General features: G+C 74.4%; 21 protein-coding genes and 3 riboswitches. Of the genes, 9 read left to right on the top strand and 12 right to left on the bottom strand.

Features of this window, described 5'->3' with window-relative positions:
* Positions 1-185: 185 nt before the first annotated feature.
* Positions 186-599 carry a DUF4190 domain-containing protein gene (locus tag ACZ67M_RS27650; protein WP_469853288.1) on the top strand — a complete coding sequence of 138 codons (414 nt, stop codon included), beginning with the start codon at positions 186-188 and terminating at the stop codon, positions 597-599.
* 30 nt (positions 600-629) lie between these two features.
* Here the strand turns inward: ACZ67M_RS27650 and ACZ67M_RS27645 are convergent, their stop codons facing one another.
* Genes ACZ67M_RS27645 through ACZ67M_RS27635 form a run of 3 tightly spaced genes read right to left on the bottom strand, consistent with a single transcriptional unit; the run spans position 630 to position 3,555 of the window.
* The gene (locus ACZ67M_RS27645) at positions 630-1,418 is read right to left on the bottom strand and encodes an ABC transporter ATP-binding protein (protein ID WP_469853286.1); all 789 of its coding nucleotides are present in this window, start codon (positions 1,416-1,418) and stop codon (positions 630-632) included.
* Positions 1,415-2,524, bottom strand: coding sequence for a FecCD family ABC transporter permease (locus ACZ67M_RS27640; protein WP_467321583.1), 1,110 nt, complete (start codon positions 2,522-2,524; stop codon positions 1,415-1,417). The genes ACZ67M_RS27645 and ACZ67M_RS27640 overlap by 4 nt, the downstream gene beginning before the upstream one ends.
* Positions 2,521-3,555, bottom strand: a complete 1,035-nt coding sequence (locus ACZ67M_RS27635; RefSeq protein WP_469853284.1) for an ABC transporter substrate-binding protein — start codon at positions 3,553-3,555, stop codon at positions 2,521-2,523. The genes ACZ67M_RS27640 and ACZ67M_RS27635 overlap by 4 nt, the downstream gene beginning before the upstream one ends.
* 29 nt (positions 3,556-3,584) lie before the next feature.
* A riboswitch (cobalamin riboswitch) is annotated at positions 3,585-3,763 on the bottom strand.
* A 124-nt stretch (positions 3,764-3,887) separates the two neighbouring features.
* Positions 3,888-4,012: riboswitch (cobalamin riboswitch) on the top strand.
* Between the two features lie 62 nt (positions 4,013-4,074).
* Between ACZ67M_RS27635 and ACZ67M_RS27630 the strand changes: the two genes are divergently transcribed.
* Both ACZ67M_RS27630 and ACZ67M_RS27625 read left to right on the top strand, forming a co-directional pair.
* Positions 4,075-4,470 (top strand): (2Fe-2S) ferredoxin domain-containing protein, encoded by a 396-nt coding sequence (locus ACZ67M_RS27630; RefSeq protein WP_392104341.1) that lies wholly within the window; start codon positions 4,075-4,077, stop codon positions 4,468-4,470.
* A gap of 24 nt (positions 4,471-4,494) precedes the next feature.
* The gene (locus ACZ67M_RS27625; RefSeq protein ID WP_469853282.1) at positions 4,495-5,184 is read left to right on the top strand and encodes a (2Fe-2S)-binding protein; all 690 of its coding nucleotides are present in this window, start codon (positions 4,495-4,497) and stop codon (positions 5,182-5,184) included.
* A gap of 10 nt (positions 5,185-5,194) precedes the next feature.
* Here the strand turns inward: ACZ67M_RS27625 and ACZ67M_RS27620 are convergent, their stop codons facing one another.
* Entirely contained in the window at positions 5,195-7,843 is a 2,649-nt protein-coding gene (locus ACZ67M_RS27620; RefSeq protein ID WP_469853280.1) for a SpoIIE family protein phosphatase, read from the bottom strand.
* A 72-nt stretch (positions 7,844-7,915) separates the two neighbouring features.
* Positions 7,916-8,488, bottom strand: coding sequence for a GNAT family N-acetyltransferase (locus ACZ67M_RS27615; protein WP_469853278.1), 573 nt, complete (start codon positions 8,486-8,488; stop codon positions 7,916-7,918).
* Between the two features lie 279 nt (positions 8,489-8,767).
* Here ACZ67M_RS27615 and cbiE point away from each other — a divergent pair, with 279 nt between their 5' ends.
* The 3 genes from cbiE to ACZ67M_RS27600 are packed head-to-tail and all read left to right on the top strand — an operon-like array spanning position 8,768 to position 11,137.
* On the top strand, positions 8,768-10,027 hold the full coding sequence (gene cbiE, locus ACZ67M_RS27610) for a precorrin-6y C5,15-methyltransferase (decarboxylating) subunit CbiE (RefSeq protein ID WP_469853276.1): 1,260 nt from the start codon (positions 8,768-8,770) through the stop codon (positions 10,025-10,027).
* Complete coding sequence (cobM, locus tag ACZ67M_RS27605; protein ID WP_469853275.1) at positions 10,024-10,773, top strand: precorrin-4 C(11)-methyltransferase; 750 nt, start codon at positions 10,024-10,026, stop codon at positions 10,771-10,773. The genes cbiE and cobM overlap by 4 nt, the downstream gene beginning before the upstream one ends.
* A complete protein-coding gene (locus ACZ67M_RS27600) occupies positions 10,763-11,137 on the top strand; it encodes a glyoxalase superfamily protein (protein ID WP_392018077.1) in 375 nt (124 codons plus the stop codon). The genes cobM and ACZ67M_RS27600 overlap by 11 nt, the downstream gene beginning before the upstream one ends.
* A 15-nt stretch (positions 11,138-11,152) precedes the next feature.
* On the opposite strand, the gene ACZ67M_RS27595 is transcribed toward ACZ67M_RS27600, so the two are convergent.
* Complete coding sequence (locus ACZ67M_RS27595) at positions 11,153-12,271, bottom strand: cobalt-precorrin-5B (C(1))-methyltransferase (RefSeq protein WP_469853273.1); 1,119 nt, start codon at positions 12,269-12,271, stop codon at positions 11,153-11,155.
* Between the two features lie 59 nt (positions 12,272-12,330).
* On the opposite strand from ACZ67M_RS27595, the gene ACZ67M_RS27590 reads away from it, so the two are divergent.
* The gene (locus ACZ67M_RS27590) at positions 12,331-13,113 is read left to right on the top strand and encodes a cobalt-precorrin-6A reductase (protein WP_469853271.1); all 783 of its coding nucleotides are present in this window, start codon (positions 12,331-12,333) and stop codon (positions 13,111-13,113) included.
* On the opposite strand, the gene ACZ67M_RS27585 is transcribed toward ACZ67M_RS27590, so the two are convergent.
* From ACZ67M_RS27585 to cobG, 3 genes are read right to left on the bottom strand one after another with little or no spacing between them, the layout of a single operon-like run.
* Complete coding sequence (locus ACZ67M_RS27585) at positions 13,098-14,594, bottom strand: precorrin-2 C(20)-methyltransferase (RefSeq protein ID WP_361359931.1); 1,497 nt, start codon at positions 14,592-14,594, stop codon at positions 13,098-13,100. The two genes, ACZ67M_RS27590 and ACZ67M_RS27585, sit on opposite strands and share 16 nt — an antisense overlap.
* Positions 14,591-15,262: a precorrin-8X methylmutase gene (locus ACZ67M_RS27580; protein WP_125491399.1), complete on the bottom strand. Its 672-nt coding sequence runs from the start codon at positions 15,260-15,262 to the stop codon at positions 14,591-14,593. Before ACZ67M_RS27580 ends, ACZ67M_RS27585 begins: the two co-directional genes overlap by 4 nt.
* On the bottom strand, positions 15,259-16,566 hold the full coding sequence (gene cobG / locus ACZ67M_RS27575) for a precorrin-3B synthase (RefSeq protein ID WP_469853269.1): 1,308 nt from the start codon (positions 16,564-16,566) through the stop codon (positions 15,259-15,261). The genes ACZ67M_RS27580 and cobG overlap by 4 nt, the downstream gene beginning before the upstream one ends.
* Positions 16,567-16,668: 102 nt before the next feature.
* Positions 16,669-16,747, top strand: a riboswitch (cobalamin riboswitch).
* Positions 16,748-16,799: 52 nt separating this feature from the next.
* Between cobG and cobN the strand changes: the two genes are divergently transcribed.
* Positions 16,800-20,429 (top strand): cobaltochelatase subunit CobN, encoded by a 3,630-nt coding sequence (gene cobN / locus ACZ67M_RS27570; RefSeq protein WP_469853268.1) that lies wholly within the window; start codon positions 16,800-16,802, stop codon positions 20,427-20,429.
* Positions 20,430-20,523: 94 nt separating this feature from the next.
* Here cobN and ACZ67M_RS27565 read toward each other — a convergent pair whose 3' ends face one another.
* Both ACZ67M_RS27565 and ACZ67M_RS27560 read right to left on the bottom strand, forming a co-directional pair.
* Positions 20,524-21,144, bottom strand: coding sequence for a dihydrofolate reductase family protein (locus ACZ67M_RS27565; RefSeq protein ID WP_385798009.1), 621 nt, complete (start codon positions 21,142-21,144; stop codon positions 20,524-20,526).
* Between the two features lie 25 nt (positions 21,145-21,169).
* Entirely contained in the window at positions 21,170-21,379 is a 210-nt protein-coding gene (locus ACZ67M_RS27560) for a hypothetical protein (RefSeq protein WP_392018088.1), read from the bottom strand.
* 29 nt (positions 21,380-21,408) lie between these two features.
* On the opposite strand from ACZ67M_RS27560, the gene ACZ67M_RS27555 reads away from it, so the two are divergent.
* Complete coding sequence (locus ACZ67M_RS27555; protein WP_361359944.1) at positions 21,409-22,020, top strand: DUF998 domain-containing protein; 612 nt, start codon at positions 21,409-21,411, stop codon at positions 22,018-22,020.
* Positions 22,021-22,038: 18 nt separating this feature from the next.
* Here ACZ67M_RS27555 and ACZ67M_RS27550 read toward each other — a convergent pair whose 3' ends face one another.
* Positions 22,039-23,502: an amidase gene (locus tag ACZ67M_RS27550; protein ID WP_469853266.1), complete on the bottom strand. Its 1,464-nt coding sequence runs from the start codon at positions 23,500-23,502 to the stop codon at positions 22,039-22,041.
* Positions 23,503-23,568: the final 66 nt, after the last annotated feature.

Here is a 23,568-nt window from a genome sequence, read left to right as displayed (position 1 = left end):
TATCCAGTCTGGCGTGCCGGTCCGCTTCGGAAGAGGCCTTCGGCCACGGACCACCGGCCGCCCGCGGCGGTGTCACCCGACCGTGTGACGCCCCAAGCCGGGCTCGAAGGCATCCGCCACCGACATCGGGGCATCCGGCACGTACGGCAACTCAACCGGACGGAACCAGAGATGAGAGTGACGACATGTCGTTTCCCCAACACCCCGCATCCTCCGGCGACGCCCACCAGACGCACCACGACGCCGGCATGAGACGCTCCAACGGCATGGCGGTCGCCGCCCTCGCCCTCGGCATCCTGGCCGTCCTGCTCTTCTGGACCGTCATAGGCGGGGCCCTGCTCGGCCTGCTGGCCCTGATCTTCGGCATCATCGGCGCGCGCCGGGCACGCGGCGGACGGGCGCCGCGCCGTGGGATGTCCATCGTCGGAGCCGTACTCGGCGGACTCGGTCTGATCGCCTCCGTGGTGATCATCGCGATCGGTGCGTCCATCCTCAACTCGGACGAGTTCAAGGACTTCGACGACTGCGTCCAGCACGCCGATTCGCAGAGCGAACGGGACGCCTGCGCCGACGACTTCGAGCAGGACGTGAACAACTGACGCGGCCCGCCCGCGACGAGGCCCGGCGCGTCAGCGCGGACGCTCGCCGGGCACGAACGTCACCTGGGGCGCGCCCGTACGCGGATGCACGCTCACCTCTCCCACGACCCCGTACACGTCGGCGAGCAGCGACGGCGTGAGCACCTCGGCCGGCGGTCCCGAGGCCACGACCTCCCCCTCGCACAGGACGTGGAGGCGGTCGCAGTAGTACGCGGCCAGGTTGAGGTCGTGCAGGGCGAGCAGCACGGTCGCCGGCAGCCGGCGCAGCACGCCGAGGACGTCCAGCTGATGGCGGATGTCGAGGTGGTTGGTCGGCTCGTCGAGGACCAGCAGGGCGGGCCGCTGGGCGAGGGCGCGGGCGATGAGGACCCGCTGGCGCTCGCCGCCGGAGAGCCGGTCGAAGGGGCGGTCGGCCAGCCGGCCGGCGTCCACCGCGGCGAGGGCGTCGTCGATGACGGCGGCGTCCTCCGCCGTGTCGCCGGCCAGCATCCGCTTGTGCGGCGTGCGGCCCATGGCCACGACCTCCCGGACGGCGAGGTCGAAGTCCGCGGCCGAGTCCTGCACCACCGCCGCCACCGTGCGCGCGAGTCGCCGCGCGGGCATCGACCAGGTATCGGCGCCGTCGACGCGGACCGTGCCGGTGTCCGGGCGCAGGACGCGGTAGACGGCCCTCAGCAGGCTGGACTTGCCGCTGCCGTTGGGACCGACCAGGCCGATCACCTCGCCCGCCGAGGCGGTCAGCGAGACGTCGCGCACCAGGAGGCGGGCTCCGGCGGTGAGGGTGACGCCCTCGACGGACAGGTCGGTGGCGGCGCTCATGCCCCTCCTCGGTCGGTGCCGCGCCGGGCGTCCCGGCGCATCAGCCACAGGAAGAACGGCCCGCCGCACAGCGCGGTGAGCACGCCGACCGGGATCTCCATGGGCGCGGCGACGGTGCGTGCGGCGATGTCGGCCCAGATCAGGAAGACCGCTCCGGCGAGCGCGGCCGTGGGCAGCACCCTGCGGTGGTCGCCGCCGACGAACAGCCGTACCACGTGCGGGAGGATCAGGCCGACGAAGCCGATCGGGCCGGACGCCGCGACGAGTACGCCGGTGACCAGGGACAGCAGCACGAACATGCGGGCCCGGAAGCGGGCGACGTCCAGGCCCATCGTCGTCGCCGCCTCCTCACCGGCCAGCAGCAGGTTGAGGTTGCGGGCCTGCACCAGGAGCACGCCGATGCCCAGCAGCACCGCCAGTCCCGGCAACCACAGGGTCTGCCAGGTGACGCCGCCGAGACCGCCCAGGGTCCAGGCGAGCACCGCCCGGGCCTCGTTGCCGCGGTCGGTGGTGAGCAGCAGCAGGTCGAGGACGGCCGTGAGCACCGCCGCGACCGCCACCCCGGACAGGACCAGGCGCGTCGAGGTGATGCGCCCGCCGGTGCGGGCGGTGGCGTACACGAGCACCAGTGCGCCGAGGGCGCCGGCGAACGCGGCGGCGGACAGCGACAGGGGGCCGAGGAAGCCGACGCCGAAGACGATGACCGAGACCGCGCCGAGGGAGGCGCCGGAGGAGACGCCGAGCAGGTACGGCTCGGCGAGCGGGTTGCGGACCAGCGCCTGAAGGGCGGTGCCCACCATCGCGAGACCCGCACCGGTCACCGCTCCCAGCAGGACGCGCGGCGCCCGTACGTCGAGGACGATGGTCTCCCGCGCGCGGGACCAGTCCGGGTGGGTGAAGTCGGCGCCCAGGGCGTGCGTCACGATTCCCCACACCTGGCCGGGTGGCACCTGGACCGAGCCGATGGCCAGTCCGGCCGTCACGGACGCCAACAGCAGGGCCGCCAGCGCGAGTGACGTCCCCGCCATCGTCGTACGCCCCGCCCGGCGCGACCGGGCGGCCGAGGGATCCGGTTCGGCTACCGCCTTGGTGGCGGTGCCCGTCACCGGAAGCTCTCGCGGTGCAGTCCGCGGGCGAGGTCACCGACCGCGTACGCCGACCGGATGCCGACCAGGGTCGCGGTCAGCGGCAGGACGACGAACCGCTTGTTCCTGACGGCGGGGACGTCGGCGAGGGCCGGCTGGGAGAGCAGGAACTTCTTCTTCTGCTCGACGCTGCCGGCTCCGGCGTAGTCGTAGATCGCGATGACCTCGGGCCTGCGCTCGACGACCTGTTCCCAGGAGACGTCGCCGAACACCTCGTCGAGGTCGCCGAAGACGTTCTTGCCGCCGGCCAGCCGGATCAGGTCGGTGCCCAGGCCCTTGCCGCCCGCGGTGAAGGCGCTCTTGTCGCCGCTGTCGTAGACGAAGACCGGCACCTCCGGTTCGCCCTTCACCGCGGCGGACGCCTTGGCGACGCGGCTCTTCAGGTCCGCGATCAGCTTGTCGGCCCGGTCGGGGACGCCGAAGATGCTCGCGACGGTACGGATCTCGGCGTAGGTGTCCTTCATCGTCACCCTCTGCTTGCCGCAGTACTCGCGGTTGAGGTAGGTGTCGATGCCCGCGTCGGCGAAGGCCTTGCGGGAGCGGCCCTCGTTCTCGGCGAAGGCGCTGCCGTAGCCGCCGTAGACCAAGTCGGGCTCGGTGTCGAGGATCTTCTCGAACGACGGTTCCCGCTCGGCGAGTTCGGGTATCGCCTCGTAGTCCTTCCGCAGCTCCGGCAGGACGGCCGAGTCGGGGAAGGCGGTGCCGGCCATGCGGTCCTTCAGACCGAGCGCGAGCATCAGCTCCGCGGGGTGCTGATGGATGGTGACCACCCGGGACGGCGGCTTGTCGTACGTCGTCCTCACACCGCAGTTGTCGATGGTGACGGGGAATCCCGCGGGGGACGACGCCGATGCCGAACCGTCGTGGCCGGAGTCGTCGGCGCCGCCGGACGAGCCGCATCCGGCGGTCACCAGGGCCGCCGACAGGGCGAGCGCCGCGGCCGTGCCGCGCAGGCTCCGGCGGCGTCGGGCAGGGGAGAACAGGGCTGACACGTAAGCCTCCTGGGGAGTCCGCGCTCCTCGGATCGGGCCCGCGACAGGTCAGTGTCCTGACTCCCGGGCCTTCGGCCCCCGGCTGCCCGGCCGGTGGGCGCGGGGCAGGTCGAGGGCGTGACGCCCGGTCACAGTGGCGGGACCGTGCCGGATTCGCACCGGCTTCCTGTCTCCCGTCGCGGCTATGACCTGGCGATATTACGTTCCTTTGGGCAGGGCGCAAAGCGCGGGTGTTCAGCGGGCACGCGGTGCCCGTGCGCGGAGCGGGGCCCCGCTGACAGCTCCGGGGCCGGGATGCGAGGATGCCCGGAGCAATTGGGCGACGGCGGCCCGAGGAAGCCGGTGTGAATCCGGCGCGGTCCCGCCACTGTGATCGGCGAGCGAGCCCCCACACGACCACTGCCCGTACCGGGTGGGAAGGGGTGGGGCGAGCGACGACCCGAGAGCCAGGAGACTCACGCGGTCGCCTCCTCGACGGACCACCGGGGCGGATCTCCCCGGGGAGAGGGACGATGCCGTATGCCCGCCCACACCGGCCCGGCCGGAGCGACGCCCGGCGCACCCGCGGACCCGACGCCCGCCCGCGTCGTCGTCTGCCGGGACTGCTGCTGCGGCACCCCCAAGATCATCGGCGTCGATCACGCGGCGCAGACGGCGCGTCTGCGGGCCCTGGTGCCCGTGCGGGTGTCGGACTGCCTCGACGTGTGCGAACAGGCCAACGTGATCGTCGTCCAGCCCTCCGCGGCGGGCCGCGCCGCCGGCGCCCGTCCGGTCTGGCTGGGACTGGTCAACGACCCCGACGCCACCGAGGACATCGCCGACTGGGTCCGCGCCGGCGGCCCCGGTGTCGCACCGCGGCCCGACATCCTCGACCTGTACGCCATCACGCCCCCGCGCCGCGGCCCGGCCGCCTGACTCGGCGCTCACGAGGAGCGACCGGTGTCCCGAAACGTTCAGGCCTCACCCGCCGATGTCACCGCCGCCCTGCACGACGTGGCCGCCCTCGGGGGCTTCTTCGTCCTGCGCGTCGGCGGTGCGGATGCGGGCTGGCATCCGGTCGGCCACTCCTACGCGCGGGGTTTCACCGACCTCGCCGAGGCCGTCGCGCACCGCCACCGGGCGCCCGAAGCGCGGATTGGCGTGTCCATCGCCCACCTGGGTCACGCGGCACGCCTCTGGTCGCCCGCCCTGGCCTGCGTACTCCTGCACGGCATCGTCCTCGACCTGAGCCGGCTGGAGCGGGCCGACGACGGCCCGGCCCTGCGCATGCCCCGTCCCGCCGGCCTGCGCGGCAGGACGGCACGTCCGTCCGCCGCCCTCGCGGTGTACCGGCAGGTGACGGCCCACCTGGAAGCGCTGGCCGAAGGGCTCCGCGTCAAGGTCGCGCCACGGCTGCTGGACGGCAACGCCGCCTCGGCGCTCGTCGAGGCGGCCCGCGCGCTGCTGGCGGCGCACCCCGCGCTGCGCGAGCCGCTCACCGGCCTCACCACGGAGCTGCTGAACACCGGACGGCTCGTGGGCACTGGAGAGATCACCGGACCGGATCTCACGTTCCGGCGCCGTAGTTGCTGTCTCTACTACCGCGCGCCGAACGGCTCGAAGTGCGGCGACTGCTGCCTGGCGGACTGAGGGGGGGCGGTCAGGGGCCGTCCGGGTCGAGGGCGTTCAGGGACTGTTCGGTCCAGATGACCTTGCCCTGCGCGTGGTACCGGGTGCCCCAGCGCGTGGCGCACTGGGCGACGAGGAACAGGCCGCGGCCTCCCTCGTCGGTGGTGGCGGCCATGCGCAGGTGGGGTGCCGTGCTGCTGCCGTCGGAGACCTCGCAGATCAGGCTGCGGTCCAACAGCAGCCGGACGCGCACCGGTTCGGCCGCGTGCCGGATGGCGTTGGTGACCAGCTCGCTGAGGATCAGCTCGGTGGTGAACGCCGTCTCCTCGAGGCCCCACTCGGCGAGCCGGCGCGTCGCGTCGGCCCGGACGCCGGCGACGGCCGCGGGGTCGCGCGGCACGTGCCACTCGGCGACCCGGTCGGCGGGGAAGGCCCGGGTCCGGGCCACCAGGAGGACGATGTCGTCGTCGGGGCGGTCGGGGAGCAGCGCGTCCAGCAGCACGGCACAGGTCTCGTCCGGCGTCCGGTCCGCACCGGCGAGCCGCCCGCGGAGCTGGTCGAGGCCCGCCTCGATGTCCCGGCCCCGGCCCGTCACCAGCCCGTTGGTGAACAGGACTAGCCGGCTGCCCTCGGGGAGCCGGAACTCGGCCGGGGTGAAGGGCAGGCCGCCGAGGCCCAGCGGAGGGCCGGGCGGCAGCTCGGGGAAGTCCACGCTGCCGTCCGGGCGGACGACGGCCGGCGGCGGATGCCCGGCGCGGGCCATGGTGCAGTCACCGGAGACCGGGTCGTACACGGCGTAGAGACAGGTGGCACCGACGATGTCCGAACCGCTGCTCGTCTCGGCGCGGTCCCGGTCGAGGCCGGTCACCAGTTCGTCGAGGTGGCCGAGGAGTTCGTCGGGAGCCATGTCCAGACCGGCGAAGTTCTGCACGGCGGTCCGCAGCCGGCCCATGGTGGCCGCGGCGTGCAGGCCGTGACCGGCGACATCGCCCACCACGAGGGCGATCCGCGCGCCGGACAGCGGGATCACGTCGAACCAGTCGCCGCCCACGCCCGCCTGCGCCGGCAGGTAGCGGTAGGCGATGTCGACGGCGTTCTGCACCGGCAGTCCGTGCGGCAGCAGGCTGCGCTGGAGAGCCACCGCGACGGTGTGCTCGCGGTGGTAGCGCCTCGCGTTGTCGATGGCGACCGCGGCCCGCGACGCCAGTTCCTCGGTGATGGACAGGTCCTCCCGGGTGAACGGCTCGGAGCCCGCACCGCGCCAGAAGTTGGCCACGCCGAGCGCGACGCCCCGGGCGCGCAGGGGAACGGAGATCAGTGAGTGGATGCCGTAGGCCAGGACCCTGGGCGCGCGGTCGGGATCCTGTAGCTGCCAGCCGGCCTGCGCGCTCAGGTCCGCGACGAGAACGGCGTGTCCGGAGGCGAGGCCCGTCGTCGCGGGAGTACCGGGGCGAATGGTCATCGCCTCGCCGACCGGGATCAGCGGTGCGTCGTCGCGGACGCCGTGCAGGACCACGCGGTGCATGATCAGGTCGCCCGGGGCGGCCTCCTCGCCCCGCGTCACCGCTTCCAGCAGTTCGACGGTGACGAAGTCGGCGCACCGGGGCGTCGACGCCTCCGCCAGTTCCTCGGCGGTGCGCACCACGTCGAGTGTGGTGCCGATCCGGGCACTCGCGTCGTACAGGAGTTCCAGCCGCTTGTGGGCGCGCTCCGCCCTGCTCCGCTCCCGGTGCAACTCGGTCGTGTCCCTCAGCGTGGCCACGGATCCGGAGGCCGCGCCGTCCCGGTCCAACCGGCGCAGGCTGACCGCCAGGAGCCGGTCCCCGGCCGTGTGCATCTCGTCCGTGCGGGTGGCGCCCGAGGTGAGCAGCTCGACGATCCCCGGCTCCAGTCCGAGGCGGTCGAGGGGGAGCCCCTCGCACGTCTCGGGAAGGCCGAGGAGGCGCCGGGCCTCGTCGTTGGCGAGTACCAGACGGTCGCCGTCGACGATCAGCACACCCTCCCGAATGGTGTGCAGCACGGTGTCGTGGTGTTCGTACATGCGGGTGATCTCGACCGGTCCGAGACCGTGGGTCTGCCGCCGCAGCCGCCGGCTCACGAGGGCTCCGGCACCGAGGGCCAGCGCGAGGGAGGCGGCGCCCGCGATCAGCAGAGCGGGCAGTTGCCGGTTGGCCGACTCGTTGACGTTCGTGATCGTGATGCCCACGGCCACACCGCCCACCACGCGGCCGTCCGCGTCCCGCACGGGGGCGTCGGCGTTCACCGTCGGGCCCACCACCGTGTCGAACGTACGGGTGACCGACCCACCGCCGAGGACTTCCTCCAGCAGTCCGGGCGGGCCGGTGACGCGCTTGCCGATCAGTCCCGGGTCGGGGTGGGTCAGGCGGATGCCCTCGTCGTCGAAGACCACGACGTAGTCGACGTCGGAGGACTCGGCGACGGCCTCGGTACGGGGCTGGAGCACCGCCGTGGGGCCGGCCCCGGTGATGGCCGCCGCCGTGCCCGGGGCCCTGGCGAAGGACTCCGCGACGCCCAGGGCGGTGCGGCGGGCGTCGTCGGTGCTGTCGCGCTGCGCCTGGAACACAAGGAGCACCACCGCGGTGACGATGAGCAGCACCGCTGTGCCGACCTGCAGCAGAAAGACCTGGCCGGCGATGCTCCGCCGTGGCGAGCGGTCCATAGCGTCAGTTTTCATCACTCACGCATGTGCGACCAGTCAGGCGGCGCCTGGACCGACGTGTGGCCGGGTTGCTCAGAGGGGAAGCGGCGCCGAGAAACGGGCCGGATGGCGCGGGCCGAGGAGCACGACGATGCCCCGGCCGTCGGGGGAGGGGTGGGTCACCCGGGTCCAGCCCCGGCGGCGGTAGAAGGCGAGGGCCCGTCCGCCGCGGACCGACGTCAGCAGCCAGGCGCGTCCCCCGGGCGCGTCCTCGGTCACCGCGTCGAGCAGGCGGCCCGCGAGACCGGAGCCGCGGTCGGTTCGGCGGACGGCCAGTTCGTCGATCCCCCGGGCGCCGCACAGCCAGTCGGCGGTGCGGCCGGCGCCCAGGGCCGCGGCGGCCTGCGGGTGGCAGCGGTCGGTGGGGAAGGGCGCCGGGGTCGTCCACGCGGTGGCGAAACCGACGACCTCCCCGCCCCGCACGGCGGTCGCCGCGGTGAACCCGGGCCGGCCCACGTCCACCCGCAGCCGCGCCGCGAACCCCGTCGCCCTCTCCTCGTCCTCGTTCCAGGGCGGCGCGCAGAACGCGTCGACGTACACCGAACGGAGCGCTTCGGTGTGGGCGAGCACGCCGGGTCCGCGGTGGACACGGATGCCGGAGGTCATCGGGCGGTCACCGGCGGTGGAGGGGGAGGAGGGCGGCGCGAGGATCCCCCGCTCGCGCCGCCCGGTCGACGGCCGGCACCCGGCCGGCACGTATGGGGACGAGCACGGCACCCACCCCTTCCTGCGTTGAACAAGCTGTTGCGAACATTGTGCAATAAGAAGGGGCCGATGTGCACGGGTGATGTGCACCCGAGCGGCCCGGCGCAGGTGGGCGCCCCGTAGAGTGCCTCCTCGGCAGAGCGCGTCTGCCGCCTCTCCCGGACCCCGAGGTACTCAGCAGTGACCACCGCCCAGACCCCCGCACCGGCCGTCGTCGGGATCGGCGCCGACGGCTGGGAAGGGCTCGCGGACGCCGCGCGAGGGACCCTGCTCGACGCGGACGTCGTGATCGGCGGCGCACGCCAACTCGATCTGCTGCCCCCGGAGTGCACCGGGGAACGGGTCGCCTGGCCCTCCCCGCTGCGGCCCGCGGTCCCCGGCCTCCTCGCCGCGCACGCCGGCCGGCGCATCGCCGTCCTGGCCAGCGGCGACCCCATGTTCTACGGCATCGGCCGCGCCCTCACCGAAGAACTCGGGCCCGGCGCCGTGCGCGTCCTGCCGCACCCCTCGTCCGTCTCCCACGCCTGCGCCCGTCTCGGCTGGCCCCTGGAGGACGTCGAGGTCGTCACGCTCGTGGGACGGCCCGCGGCCCGCCTCGCCGCCGCCCTGCACGACGGCCGGCGCCTCCTCGTGCTCAGCGCGGACGCCACCACCCCGGACGAGGTCGCCGCCCTGCTCAGGGACCGCGGCTTCGGCCCGAGCCGGATGCGGGTGCTGGAACAGCTCGGCGGCGCGCGGGAGCGCACGACGACGCCGGCCACCGCCGAGGACTGGTCCCCGCCGCACCCTCCGGGCGACCCCCTCAACATCGTCGCCGTCGAGTGCCGCCGGGCCCCGGACGCCCTGCGCCTGGGCGCGGTGCCGGGCCTGCCGGACGCGGCCTACGAGCACGACGGGCAGCTCACCAAACGGCACATCCGGGCCGCCACCCTCGGCGCGCTGGCCCCCGCACCCGGCGAACTCCTGTGGGACGTCGGCGGCGGCTCCGGCTCGATCGCCGTCGAGTGGATGCGCACGCACCCCTCCTGCCGGGCGATCACCGTCGAACGGGACCCGGCCCGCGCCGAGCGCATCACCCGCAACGCCGAACGGCTCGGCGTGCCGGGCCTCCAAGTGGTCACCGGAGCCGCCCCCGAGGCGCTGGCCGGGCTGCCCCGGCCGGACGCGGTCTTCGTCGGCGGCGGCCTCACCGCCCCCGGACTGCTGGCCGCCTGCTGGGACGCGCTGCCGGACGGCGGCCGCATGGTGGCCAACACCGTGACGCTGGAATCCGAGGCGCTGCTCGCCGACGCCCACCGCCGCCACGGCGGCGAACTGGTCCGCCTGGCCGTGGCGCACGCCGTCCCCGTGGGCGGCTTCACCGGGTGGCGGCAGGCGATGCCGGTCACCCAGTGGACCGTGGAGAAGACCGTCGAACCATCCGCAGGAGCAGACACATGACCGTGTACTTCATCGGTGCCGGCCCCGGCGCCGCCGACCTGATCACGGTGCGCGGCGCCCGGACGCTCGCCGCCTGCCGGGTCTGCCTGTACGCGGGCAGCCTGGTGCCGCGCGAACTGCTCGCGGAGTGCCCCGCGGACGCGAGGCTGGTGGACACCGCGCAGCTCACCCTGGACGAGATCACGGCCGAACTGGTCCGCGCGCACGCGGAGGGCCACGACGTCGCCCGGCTGCACTCCGGGGACCCCTCCGTGTTCAGCGCGGTCGCGGAGCAGATGCGGCGGCTGGACGCGGCCGGGGTGCCGTACGAGGTGGTCCCGGGCGTTCCCGCCTTCGCCGCGGCGGCGGCCGCCCTGAAGCGGGAGCTGACCGTGCCGACGGTCGGGCAGACGGTCATCCTGACCCGCGTCGCCCAGCAGGCCACGGCCATGCCCGAGGGCGAGGACCTCGCCACCCTGGGCCGCAGCGGAGCGCTGATCGTGCTGCACCTCGCCGCCCGGTACGTGGACCGCGTGGTGGACGAGCTGCTGCCGCACTACGGCGCCGACTGCCCCGCCGCCGTCGTCGCGTACGCCTCCCGCCCCGACGAGCTGGTCCTGCGCGGCACGCTCGACGAGATCGCCGGGAAGGTGAAGGAGGCGGGGGTGCTGCGCACGGCCGTCATCATGGTCGGGCGGACGCTCGGCGCGGAGCAGTTCCGCGACAGCCACCTGTACTCGACGGAGCGGGACCGGCATGTCTGCTGAGTCCGCGGCACCCTCCGAAGAGGTCATCCCGGTCCTGCGGGTGCGCGACGCCGCCGCGGCGGTGCGCTGGTACGCCCGGCTGGGCTTCGTCCAGCAGTGGGAGCACCGCTTCGAACCGGGATTCCCCGTGTACACGGAGGTCGCCCGCGGGCGGGTCCGGCTCCATCTGTCGGAGCACGAGGGCGACGCGCGCCCGGACACCCTGGTGTACCTGCGAGTCGCCGGCCTCGACGCGGTCGCCGCCGAGTTCGGCGTCGTGCCCGAGGAGCAGCCCTGGGGACGTGAACTCGCCCTCCGGGACCCGGACGGCAACCGCCTGCGGGTCGGCCCGGTGCGGGACGCGACCGGCCACGCGGACGGGTAGCCCCCTGCCCCGCGTTCAGGCCACCCCGCTGCGGCCGACCACCGTCCCCGCGCGGTCGACGCAGATCACGTCGACCGCGACCGGCGCCCCGCGCAGCACGGCCAGCGCCTGGTCCCGGGCCGCCCTCGCGACCAGGTCGCCCAGCGGAACCCCGGCCGCCCGGCACAGCTGGAGGGCGGCGAGCCCGGTGTTGGCCGCCGCCACCTCGGCGGCCAGGGCCTCGTCGGCGCCGCCGCGCCGGGCGAGCCCGGCGAGGAAGCCCTTGTCGACCTGGGAGCGCCCGGAGTGCAGATCGAGGTGGCCGGCGGCGAGCTTGGAGAGCTTCGCGAAACCGCCGCACACCGTCAGGCGGTCCACGGGATGACGGCGCACGTACTTCAGTACCGCGCCCGCGAAGTCGCCCATGTCCAGCAGCGCGTCCTCGGGCAGCCCGTACTCCTCGACGACCGTCCGCTCCGAGGTGGAGCCGGTGCACCCCGCGACATGCGTACGCCCCGCCGCACGGGCCACGTCCACCCCGCGCCGGATCGAGTCGATCCACGCCGAGCACGAGTACGGCACGACGATTCCGGTGGTGCCCAGGACGGAGAGGCCGCCGAGGATGCCGAGCCGGGGGTTCCAGGTGGAGCGGGCGATCTCCTCGCCGTCGTCGACGGAGACGGTGACCTCGACGTCGCCGCCGGCGCCGTACCGCTCGGCGACGCGTGCGACGTGCTCGCGCATCATCTGCCGGGGCACGGGGTTGACGGCGGGTTCGCCGACCGGCAGCGGCAGGCCGGGGCGGGTGACCGTGCCCACGCCCGGCCCGGCGCGGAAGACGACTCCGGACCCGGCGGGCAGATGCCGCACCGTCGCCCGGACCAGCGCCCCGTGCGTGACGTCCGGATCGTCGCCCGCGTCCTTCACGATCCCCGCCATCGCACAGCCTTCCGTCAGCTCCTCGGCCGCGAGGGCGAAGGACGGCGTCTGGCCCCTGGGCAGCGTGATGGTCACCGGGTCGGGGAAGTCACCCGCCAGCAGCGCCGTGTACGCGGCGGTCGTCGCCGCCGTCGCGCAGGCACCCGTGGTCCAGCCGGGCCGCAGACCGGTGTGCTTGAGTTGGGCGCCGCGACCGCCCCTGGCCTCGCCGCTCATGTCCCGCTCACTCGTGTCCCGATAGAGGGACGAAACCGCAGAAAGGGAACGACCCTGCCGTGCACGTACTGATCCTCGGCGGCACCACGGAGGCCCGCGGGCTCGCCGAACTCCTGGCGGCCGAACACCTGCCGGGGCTCCGGGTGACGAACTCCCTTGCCGGACGGGTGGCCGCACCCCGGATGCCGCCCGGCGAGGTGCGCGTCGGCGGCTACGGCGGAGCCGAAGGACTCGCCGTCTGGCTCGGCGAGCACACCGTCGACCTGCTCGTCGACGCCACCCACCCGTTCGCCGGCACCATCAGCTTCAACGCCGCGCGGGCCGCCGCCACCGCCGGGGTTCCCCTGCTCGCCCTGCGCCGCCCAGGCTGGGCGCCGGTGGCCGGGGACGACTGGCACGAGGCCGGCTCCCTCGCGGAGGCCGCCGCGCTGCTCCCCGCGCTCGGCGGCAGGGTCTTCCTCACCACCGGCCGCATGGGTCTCGCCGCCTTCGCCGGTCTGCGCGACCTGTGGTTCCTCGTGCGGTCGGTCGACGCGCCCGGCGCACCGCGTCCGCCCCGCACGGAGGTACTGCTCGACCGCGGCCCGTTCACCCTCGACGGCGAACGCGAGCTGCTGCGCCGGCACCGGATCGACGTCCTCGTCACCAAGGACAGCGGGGGAGAGGCCACCGCGCCGAAGCTGGCGGCCGCCCGTGAGGCCGGGGTGCCGGTGGTCGTGGTGCGCAGGCCCCCGGTGCCCGAGGGCGTGCCGGTCGTGAGCGGGCCCGGGGAGGCGGCGCGGTGGGTCCGGGAGGCACACGCGAGGCGCCGGCCGCCGGGCGCCCCTCACGTCTCCGGGTAGCGGCGGGGCGTCCACACGACCTCTTCGCCGTCGCCGCGCCGCACCACCCGCGTCTGGGACGAGCCGACCAGCAGGATCGTGCGCATGTCGACCTCGGCCGGGTCCAGCTCCGCCAGCCGTACGATCCGCACCCGCTCGCCGGAGCCGCCCACGTCCCGGGCGACCACGACGGGCGTGTCCGGCGCCCGGTGCTCGAGGAGCAGCTCGCGGGCCTTGCCGACCTGCCAGGTCCGGCTGCCGGAACCCGGGTTGTACAGCGCCAGCACCAGGTCGGCCCCGGCCGCGGCCCGCAGCCGCTCGGCGATGACCTCCCAGGGCTTGAGCCGGTCGGACAGCGAGAGGGCGGCGTAGTCGTGCCCGAGCGGCGCCCCCGCACGGGCGGCGGCGGCGTTGGCCGCGGTCACGCCGGGCAGCACCCGCACCGGAACGTCCGCGTGCTCCTCGGCCGAGGCGGCCTCCAGCACGGCCGTGGCCATGGCGAACACCCCGGGATCGCCGCCGGACACGACGGCGACCCGGCGCCCCCGCCGGGCGAGCCCCAGCGCGAACTCCGCGCGCTCGGCCTCCACCTTGTTGTCCGATCCGTGGCGCCGCTGACCCGTCCGGACCGGGACACGGTCCAGGTAGGTGGTGTACCCGACCAGGTCGTCGGCGGCGGCGAGCGCGCCCCGCGTCTCGGGCGTCAGCCACAACGGGCCGGCCGGTCCGGTCCCCACGACCACGACCTCCCCGACGGCACCCGGCTCCGGCACCGGCGGCTCGGCGTCCACCTGGCTCGGCAGCACGGCCACCGAGAAGTAGGGCACCGACTCGGCCTCGACGTCGGCCAGCTCCGCGAGACGCTCTCCCGCCATCGTGGCCCGCTCGACGTACCGCGCCTCCGGGAGCCGGCCCGACCCCTCCAGCGCGCGGCGCACCTTGGAGAAGGTACGGCCCAGCTTCATCACCACGGCCGAATCCGTCGAGGCGAGCCGGGCCGTCAGCTCCTCCTCGGGCAACGTGCCCGGCAGGATGGTCAGCACCTCCTCGCCCTCGACGAGCGGCGTGCCCAGCCGGGCCGCGGCGGCGGACACGGACGTCACACCGGGGATCACCTCGGTGTCGTACCGGTCGGCGAGCCGCTTGTGCATGTGCATGTAGGAGCCGTAGAAGAGCGGGTCGCCCTCCGCGAGGACGGCGACCGTGCGGCCCGCGTCGAGGTGGGCGGCGAGCCGCGCCGAGGCCTCGGCGTAGAAGTCGTCCATGGCGCCCTGGTAGCCGCCCGGGTGGTCGGTGGTCTCGACGGTGAGCGGGTAGACCAGCCGTTCCTCGACGTGGTCGGCGCGCAGGTGCCGCTCCGCGATGGAACGGGCGATGGAGCGTCCGTGCCGGGCGCTGTGATACGCGATCACGTCCGCCTCGGCGATGGCCTCGACCGCGCGCACGGTCATCAGGGACGGGTCGCCGGGACCGAGTCCGACCCCGTACAGCTTGCCGCTCATTCTTCCTCGCTCGCGATCGCGTTGAGTGCGGCGGCGGCGATGGCGCTGCCTCCGCGACGGCCCCGGACGACCAGGTGCTCCAGGCCCGAGGGGTGGGCGGCCAAGGCGTCCTTGGACTCGGCGGCGCCGATGAAGCCGACGGGCACGCCGATGACGGCCGCGGGCCTCGGCGCCCCCTCCTCGATCATCTCCAGGAGCCGGAAGAGGGCGGTGGGCGCGTTGCCGACGGCGACCACGGAGCCCTCCAGACGGTCGCGCCACAGCTCCAGCGCGGCGGCGCTGCGCGTGGTGCCCAGCTCCGCCGCCAGCTTCGGGACGGCCGGGTCGGAGAGGGTGCACAGCACCTCGTTGTCCGCGGGCAGCCGCTTGCGGGTCACACCGCTGGCCACCATCTGCACGTCGCAGAGGATCGGCGCACCGGCCAGCAGGGCCTCGCGGGCGCGGGCCACGACCGTGGGCGTGTGGCCGATGTCGCGCACCAGGTCGACCATGCCGCAGGCGTGGATCATCCGGACGGCGACCCGGCTGACGTCGGCGGGCAGGCCCGTGAGGTCCGCCTCCGCCCGGATCGTGGCGAAGGACTGGCGGTAGATGGCCGCTCCGTCCTTCTCGTATGCGTGCGTGGTCACGGTGCTCTTCCCGCTGCTCTCGGTCGTCGTACGGCTCATGGGGTGATCGCCGCCAGTGCGGTGGCGAGATGGGAGGGGTCCGTCAGGACCGTGGTGCGTGTCGGTCCGCCAGGTGCGCCGGCGGTGAGGCGGTAGCCGCCCTCGGGGACGGCGACCAGGTCGATCCGCTCGCCCCGCGGGTGTCCGCAACGGCGTTCGCAGCCGGACCAGTACAGGGGGAGCGGGGAACGGCCCGCGGCGGACAGGCCGTCGGCCGCGTCCGCCCGCACGTCGGCGTGGGACTTCCCGCACCCCGGACGGCCGATGCAGGCACCGACGCGCGGCCAGGGGGAGGCGGCGTCGGTCACGAGGCCGGCGGCGGAGAGGCGGCCGAGGGCGTCGGCGGTGTCCGTCGTGCCCAGGCCCCGGACGGGTACGACGACGCCGCGCCACGGCGTCAACCGCAGTTCGGCGTCCCGCGTCGGGGCGGCGACGCGGGCCAACTCCCGCCACTGCGGGGCGGTGAGACGGCCCAGCGGGACGTGCACGCACAGGGCGTCCCCGACGAGCCCGGGAGGAGGCCCGTCCGTACGGGTCGTGTCCGTCCGCTCCTTGACGTGGGCGACTCCCGCCTCGGACAGACGGCGGTCCAGCACACGCGTCAGGACACGGGCCGGTACGGCGAGTTCGTCCACCCGCCACACCCGCGCCCCGGACTCGCGCGCGACGTCGAGGAAGGCCTCGGCCGCCAGCAGCGCCACCCGGGGCGCCTCGCCCGAGGCCACCCGCCAGGCGTCGTCCACCGAGCCCAGCGAGACCAGCGCGTCGTCGTCGCCGGCCGCCCGCACGGTGACGTCGGCGCCGAGCCCGGTCACGTCCCCGCGCCCGTCGTCGAGCGCGAACAGGAACCGGCCCGACAGCTCCCGCGCCCGGTCGCTCGCGCACAACGCGGCGTCCAGGGCCGACAGCCAGGGCCGTACGTCCCGCAGACCGCGCCCGTCGAGGCCGGACAGCGGTGACGCGACGACGTTGCGCACCCGTTCGTGCCCCGGCGAGGGCAACAGCCCGGCCGCGTCCAGCAAGCCGGCGAGCTCACCGCCGCAGCCGTCGCGCAGCCCCCGCAGCTGCACGTTGCCCCGGGACGTCAGATGCAGGTCCCCGTCGCCCAGCCGCCGGGCCGCGTCCGCCAGCGCCTCGGCCTGGACGATGTTCAGCACCCCGCCGGGTATCCGTACCCGGGCGAGGGCACCGTCGTCGGCGGCGTGCAGCCTCAGCGTCCCCGGGCAGGCGTCACCCCGGTCCCGTGAGACCGCTGTGGCCTGGGAGGACGTGGAAGGGAGCGCCGAGGACATGGCGGCGAGCATACCGACCATCACACCGGTGGCAGCCCCCGCCCTTCCCGGCCGGACCCTTACTATGCTCCTGGACCGATCACCCGATCGGCCCACCGCCAGACGGCGACAGGGGAGGAAGCCGGTGTGAATCCGGCGCGGTCCCGCCACTGTGAGTCCGGCCACCCTGAGGGGCCGGACGAGTCAGGAACTCCCGCCGTCTCTCACCGCCCGGGGCGCGGACCCCGAGGAAGGGCAGACGCCGCATGCCGCATTCGTCCGGGGAGCGCGCCTCGCACCCCAGCATCCTGCTCCTGTCGACGTCCGACACCGACCTGCTGAGCGCCCGCGCCGCCACCGGTCCGGTCACCTACCGGTTCGCCAACCCCGCCCGCCTCCCGCTCGACGACCTGCCCGCCCTGCTGGACGGCGTCGGACTGGTCGTCGTGCGCCTCCTCGGCGGAGTGCGTGCCTGGCGCGAGGGTCTCGACCTGCTCCTCGCCGACGGCCGCCCCGTCGTGGTGCTCAGCGGCGAACAGGCCCCGGACGCCCAGCTGATGGAGGCCTCCACCGTCCCCGTCGGCCTCGCCGCGGAGGCGCACGCCTACCTCGCCCACGGCGGCCCCGCCAACCTGGAGCAGCTCGCCCGGTTCCTGTCCGACACCGTGCTGCTCACCGGTCACGGCTTCGACCCGCCGACGCCCGCCCCCACCTGGGGCCCGCTGGAGCGTGCGCCGCGCCCGGACGCGGACGGCCCGACCGTGGCCGTGCTCTACTACCGCGCCCACCACATGAGCGGCAACACGGACTTCGTGCACGCCCTGTGCGACGCCGTCGAGAACGCGGGCGGACGGCCGCTGCCCCGGTACGTGGCCTCTCTGCGCGCCCCCGAGCCCGAATTGATCGAGGACCTGCGGGCCGCCGACGTGATCGTCACCACCGTCCTCGCGGCCGGCGGCACCAAGCCCGCCGAGGCGTCCGCGGGCGGTGACGACGAGTCCTGGGACGCCGGCGCGCTCACCACCCTCGACGTCCCCATCCTCCAGGCCCTGTGCCTGACCGGCTCCCGCGCCGACTGGGAGGCCAACGACGAGGGCGTCTCCCCGCTGGACGCCGCCAGCCAGATCGCCGTCCCCGAGTTCGACGGCCGCCTGATCACCGTGCCGTTCTCCTTCAAGGAGATCGACGAGGACGGCCTCCCCGCCTACGTCGCCGACCCCGAACGCGCCGCCCGCGTCGCCGGCATCGCCGTACGCCACGCCCGCCTGCGGCACATCCCGGCCGCCGACAAGCGCCTGGCCCTGGTCCTGTCCGCCTACCCGACCAAGCACTCCCGCATCGGCAACGCCGTCGGCCTGGACACCCCCGCCAGCGCCGTCGCCCTGCTGCGCCGACTGCGCGAGGAGGGCTACGACTTCGGCGCCGACGCCGAGGTCCCGGGCCTCGCGTCCGGCGACGGCGACGAACTGATCCGCGCGCTCATCGAGGCCGGCGGCCACGACCAGGACTGGCTCACCGAGGAACAGCTCGCCCGCAACCCGGTCCGCATCCCGGCCGCCGACTACAAGCGCTGGTACGCCACCCTGCCCGGGGAACTGCGCACCGCCGTCGAGGAGCACTGGGGCCCGGCGCCGGGCGAGATGTTCGTCGACCGCAGCCGCAACCCGGAGGGCGACATCGTGCTCGCGGCACTGCGCCGCGGCAACCTGCTGATCCTCATCCAGCCGCCCCGCGGCTTCGGCGAGAACCCCATCGCCATCTACCACGACCCCGACCTGCCGCCCTCCCACCACTACCTCGCCGCCTACCGCTGGATCGCCGCACGGGCCGAGGACGGCGGCTTCGGCGCCGACGCGATGATCCACCTGGGCAAGCACGGCAACCTGGAGTGGCTGCCCGGCAAGAACGCCGGCCTCTCCGCCGCCTGCGGCCCCGACGCCGCCCTCGGCGACCTGCCGCTGATCTACCCCTTCCTCGTCAACGACCCCGGCGAGGGCACCCAGGCCAAGCGCCGCGTCCACGCCACCCTCGTCGACCACCTCGTGCCGCCGATGGCCCGCGCCGACTCCTACGGCGACATCGCGCGCCTGGAGCAACTCCTCGACGAGTACGCCCAGATCGCCTCCATGGACCCGGCGAAGCTCCCGGCGATCCGCGCCCAGATCTGGACCCTGATCCAGGCCGCCAAGCTCGACCACGACCTCGGCATGCAGGACCGCCCGGACGACGACGGCTTCGACGACTTCCTGCTGCACGTCGACGGCTGGCTCTGCGAGGTCAAGGACGCCCAGATCCGGGACGGCCTGCACGTCCTCGGCAACCCGCCGGCCGGCGCCGACCGCGTCAACCTCGTCCTCGCCATCCTGCGCGCCCGCCAGATCTGGGGCGGCACCACCGCCCTGCCCGGCCTGCGCGAAGCCCTCGGCCTCGACGAGTCCGCCGCCACCCGCACCACGGCCGACGCCGCCGAGGAGCAGGCCCGCGCACTCGTGCAGGCCATGGACGACGCCGGCTGGGACCCCGCCGCCGTACCGTCCGAGCACGGCGAACAGGTCGCCGCGGTACTGGAGTTCGCCGCCCGCGAGGTCGTCCCCCGGCTCGCCGCCACCACCGCCGAGATCGACCACGCCGTGCACGCCCTGAACGGCGGCTTCGTCCCCGCGGGACCGTCCGGCTCACCCCTGCGCGGCCTGGTCAACGTCCTGCCGACCGGCCGCAACTTCTACTCCGTCGACCCCAAGGCCGTACCCTCCCGCCTCGCGTGGGAGACCGGCCAGGCCCTCGCCGACAGCCTCCTGGAGCGCTACCGCACCGACAACGGCGAATGGCCCACCTCCGTCGGCCTGTCCCTGTGGGGCACCAGCGCCATGCGCACCGCCGGCGACGACGTCGCCGAGGTCCTCGCGCTGCTCGGCGTGCGCCCCGTCTGGGACGACGCCTCCCGCCGCGTCACCGGCCTCGAAGCCATCCCCCACGAGGAACTGGGCCGGCCGCGCATCGACGTCACCCTGCGCATCTCCGGCTTCTTCCGCGACGCGTTCCCGCACACCGTGGGCCTCCTCGACGACGCGGTGCGCCTCGCCGCCTCCCTGGACGAACCGGCCGAGGCCAACCACGTCCGCGCCCACGTCCAGGCCGACCTCGCCGAACACGGCGACGAACGCCGCGCCACCACCCGTATCTTCGGCTCCCGCCCCGGCACCTACGGGGCGGGGCTGCTCCAGCTCATCGACTCCCGCGACTGGCGCACCGACGCCGACCTCGCCGAGGTCTACAGCGTCTGGGGCGGCTACGCCTACGGCCGTGAACTCGACGGCCGCCCGGCGCGCGACGAGATGGAGACGGCGTACAAGCGGATCGCGGTGGCGGCCAAGAACACGGACACCCGCGAGCACGACATCGCCGACTCCGACGACTACTTCCAGTACCACGGAGGCATGGTCGCCACCGTCCGCGCCCTGCGCGGCACCGCGCCCGAGGCGTACATCGGCGACTCCACCCGCCCGGAGACGGTCCGCACCCGCACCCTGGTGGAGGAGACCTCCCGCGTCTTCCGCGCCCGCGTGGTCAACCCCAAGTGGATCGAGGCGATGCGCCGCCACGGTTACAAGGGAGCCTTCGAACTCGCCGCCACCGTCGACTACCTCTTCGGCTACGACGCCACCACGGGCGTGATCGCGGACTGGATGTACGACAAGCTCACCGAGGCGTACGTCCTGGACCCCGCCAACCGCGAGTTCCTCCAGCAGGCCAACCCCTGGGCCCTGCACGGTATCGCCGAGCGCCTGCTGGAGGCGGAGTCGCGCGGCATGTGGGAGAAGCCCGACCCGGCCGTCCTGGAAGCCCTGCGGCAGGTGTACCTGGAGACCGAGGGCGATCTGGAGGGCGAGGACTGACGCCCCGTCGCCGGCCGGTGTGCGACGCGGGACCGGACGGGGCCGAGCGCCACGCCTCCGGCCGGGAACCCCACCCGGCCGGAGGCCCTCCGCGTCAGGAGCGCACGCGGTAGGTCACGTGCGTGACCTGGGTCGCCGCGCGCGCGGCCACCTGCTCCAGCCGGAGCGGCGGGACACCTTCGAAGAGCCGGGTGCCGGCGCCGAGCGTGAACGGCACGACGTGCAGCCTCAACTCCTCGATCAGGCCGGCCGCGAGGTACTGGTTGACGGTGGTGGCCCCGCCCTGGACCTGCACGTCGCCGCCGTCCGCCGCCGCCCGCGCCCGGGCCAGCGCCGACTCGATCCCGTCGGTGACGAAGTGGTACGTCGTGCCCCCGGCCATCGCCTGCGGCTCGCGCGCGTGGTGGGTGAGGACGAACACCGGGGCGTGGAACGGCGGATCGTCGCCCCACCAGCCGTTCCACGGCCGGTCCCACTCGCCCCGCACGGGCCCGAACATGTTGCGTCCCATGATGAACGCCCTGGCGGCGGCCATCCGGTCCAGCTCGGCCCTGTTCTCGTCGGGCGTGTCGAACATCCAGGCGTGCAGCCTCTCGCCCGTGCCGTCCCCGCCGTCGTCACCGAACGGGCGTTCCTCACTCTGGCCGTGCCCGGCCGAGTACCCGTCGGCCGTGACCGTGATGTCGCAGATCACCTTGCCCGCGTGTGTGGTGATGGCTCTCTCCTCGCCGTGAGGGTCGCTACGTCCGTACCGACCAGACCTCCGGACCACCGCCGCGCCATTCGATCAGGTCCGAGGTCTCCGCGTCGACGTCCTCCAGACCGGCCCGCCGCAGAAACTCCTCGACATCCCGCAGGCCGTACGCCAGTCCGAGTATCTCGCCGTCCGCACGGACCCGCCGACCGCCGCCGGGCGACGGCCGGCCCACCACCACGGGACGCCTGGCCATGCCTCCAGGTTCCGCTTTAATCTTGTTTGATGCGAGTTGTCCCCAGATGGGTCCTGCTCACCTCAGGGTGCGCGCCCGTCCTGCTGATCGGAGGCTGGACGGGCGCGGCGCTGTTCGAAGGGCCCGCCTACGACCCCGTCTCCCAGACGATCAGCGTCCTGGGAGCCTACGGAGCCCCGGGATTCTGGGTGATGTCGGCGGCGTTCCTCGCCCTGGGGGCCTGCCATCTGCTGACCGCCTGGGGGCTGCGGGCCGCCGCCACCGCCGGCCGGGTGGCACTGGCCGGCGGTGGTCTCGCCGCCCTGGGTGTGGTGGTGCTTCCCGCGCCGAGCAGCGGGGGATCCCTGCGTCACGGCGCGGTGGCGGTCGTCGGATTCACCCTGCTGGCGGTGTGGCCGGTCCTCGCCGCCAACGGTGGTTCGGCCGCCCCGTGGGCGCTGCGTCTCATGCCCTCGATCACGGTGACGGCCCTGATGGCGGTCGGTGGGGCGTGGTTCCTGATCGAGATGCACCGGCAGGGCGACGTCGGCATCGCGGAGCGGGTCGTGACCGGCGTCCAGTCGCTGTGGCCGTTGGTCGTGGTCGCCTCCTGCCTCCGGCACGCCGGGAACCGGGTGCGGCGGGCCCCGGGCCGCCCGTAGCCCGCGGGGCGGTCGGGGTCACAGGGAGGTGCCGCCTCCGGGACGGCGTCCGGCCCGGACCGCGGGGGTGCGGTCCGCCCACGGCCGGGCCCGTTCGAGTTGCCCCGCGAGGCGGAAGAGCAGGTCCTCGCGTCCGTGATCGGCGGCGAACTGCATGCCGATCGGCAGCCCCGTGACGGGGTCGGCGGTCAGCGGCACGGACATGGCCGGGTTGCCGGACACGTTGAAGGCCAGGGTGAACGGCGAACGGTCGTTGAGCCGGTCGATCCAGCCGGCTCCGTCCAGCGCCGCCCCACCCTCGGCGTACGTGCCCAGCGGCATCGGAAGCTCCGGGAGGGTGGGGGTGAGGAGGACGTCGTGGCCGGCGAAGTACCGCCCCAGGCTCCGAGCGACCGCGTTGCGTATCGCGAGGGCGGCGACGAGTTCGGGGCCGCTGACCCGCTGTCCGTGGTGGTAACCCGTGAGGGTGGCCGGCTCGAGGGTGGAGGTGTCGGCCGGGCGTCCGAAGGCGGTGGCCACGGCGGAGACCGTGGCGGCGAGGTTGGCCGTGAACAGCCGGGCGGTGGCCGACAGGAACTCCTCCCAGTCCGCTCCGAGACCGACCGTGGCCTCCTCCACCTTGTGGCCGAGCGATTCGAGCAGCCGCACGGTGCGGGTGAGCGCGTCGGTCACCGGCGGGGCGGTGCGACGGCCGCCCCAGGCCTGGGTGAGGACGCCGATCCGCAGCACGCCCGGTGCGCGGGTCACTTCCTCCAGGTAGGGGCGGGAGGGCTGTCGGGCGGCGTAGGGGTCGCCGGGTTCCGGTCCGAGGATGCGGTCGAGCAGCGCCGCGCTGTCACGGACGGTCCGGCTCACGCCGCCCTGCACGGCGAGGCCGTTGAAGGTCTCGTCGGCGTCGGGGCCCAGGGAGACGCGGCCGCGGGTGGGCTTCAGGCCGAAGAGCCCGTTGCAGGCGGCGGGAATCCGCAGCGAGCCGGCGGCGTCGGTGGCGTGGGCGAGCGGCACGATCCCGGCGGCGACGGCCGCGCCCGCACCCCCGCTGGAGCCGCCCGCGCTGCGCTCCAGGTCCCACGGGTTGCGGGTCGGACCGTACAGCGCGGGCTCCGTGGTGATGCTGTAGGCCAGTTCCGGCGTCGCGGTACGGCCGAACGTCACGAGGCCGGCGCGGCGGAAGCGCCGCATCAGGAAGGAGTCGGCGGGGGCGACGTTCCCGGCCGCGAGCCGGCTGCCCAGTTCCGAGCGCCTCCCGGCCATGGTGACCCCGATGTCCTTGATCAGGAAGGGCACCCCGGCCAGCGTCGTACCTCCCGGAACCGGCTCGTCGTCGGTGGGCCAGGTCTCCACGACGGCGTTGAGCCGCCCGTTGACCTCGATCGTGGCCTCGCGGGCGGCCGCCTCGAGTTCGGCGGGGGTGACCTCGCCGCGGGCCACCAGCCGCGCGAGGCCGACCGCGTCGAGACGCGCGTACTCGTTCACTTCCATCGTCACTCCACAGGAGAGTTCGGTACCGGACAGTCCCGGACGATACCCAACGGTATCGTCCGGGAC

It is taken from the genome of Streptomyces sp. NPDC107500 (assembly GCF_055582785.1).
This window is presented reverse-complemented; position numbering and strand designations above follow the sequence as displayed.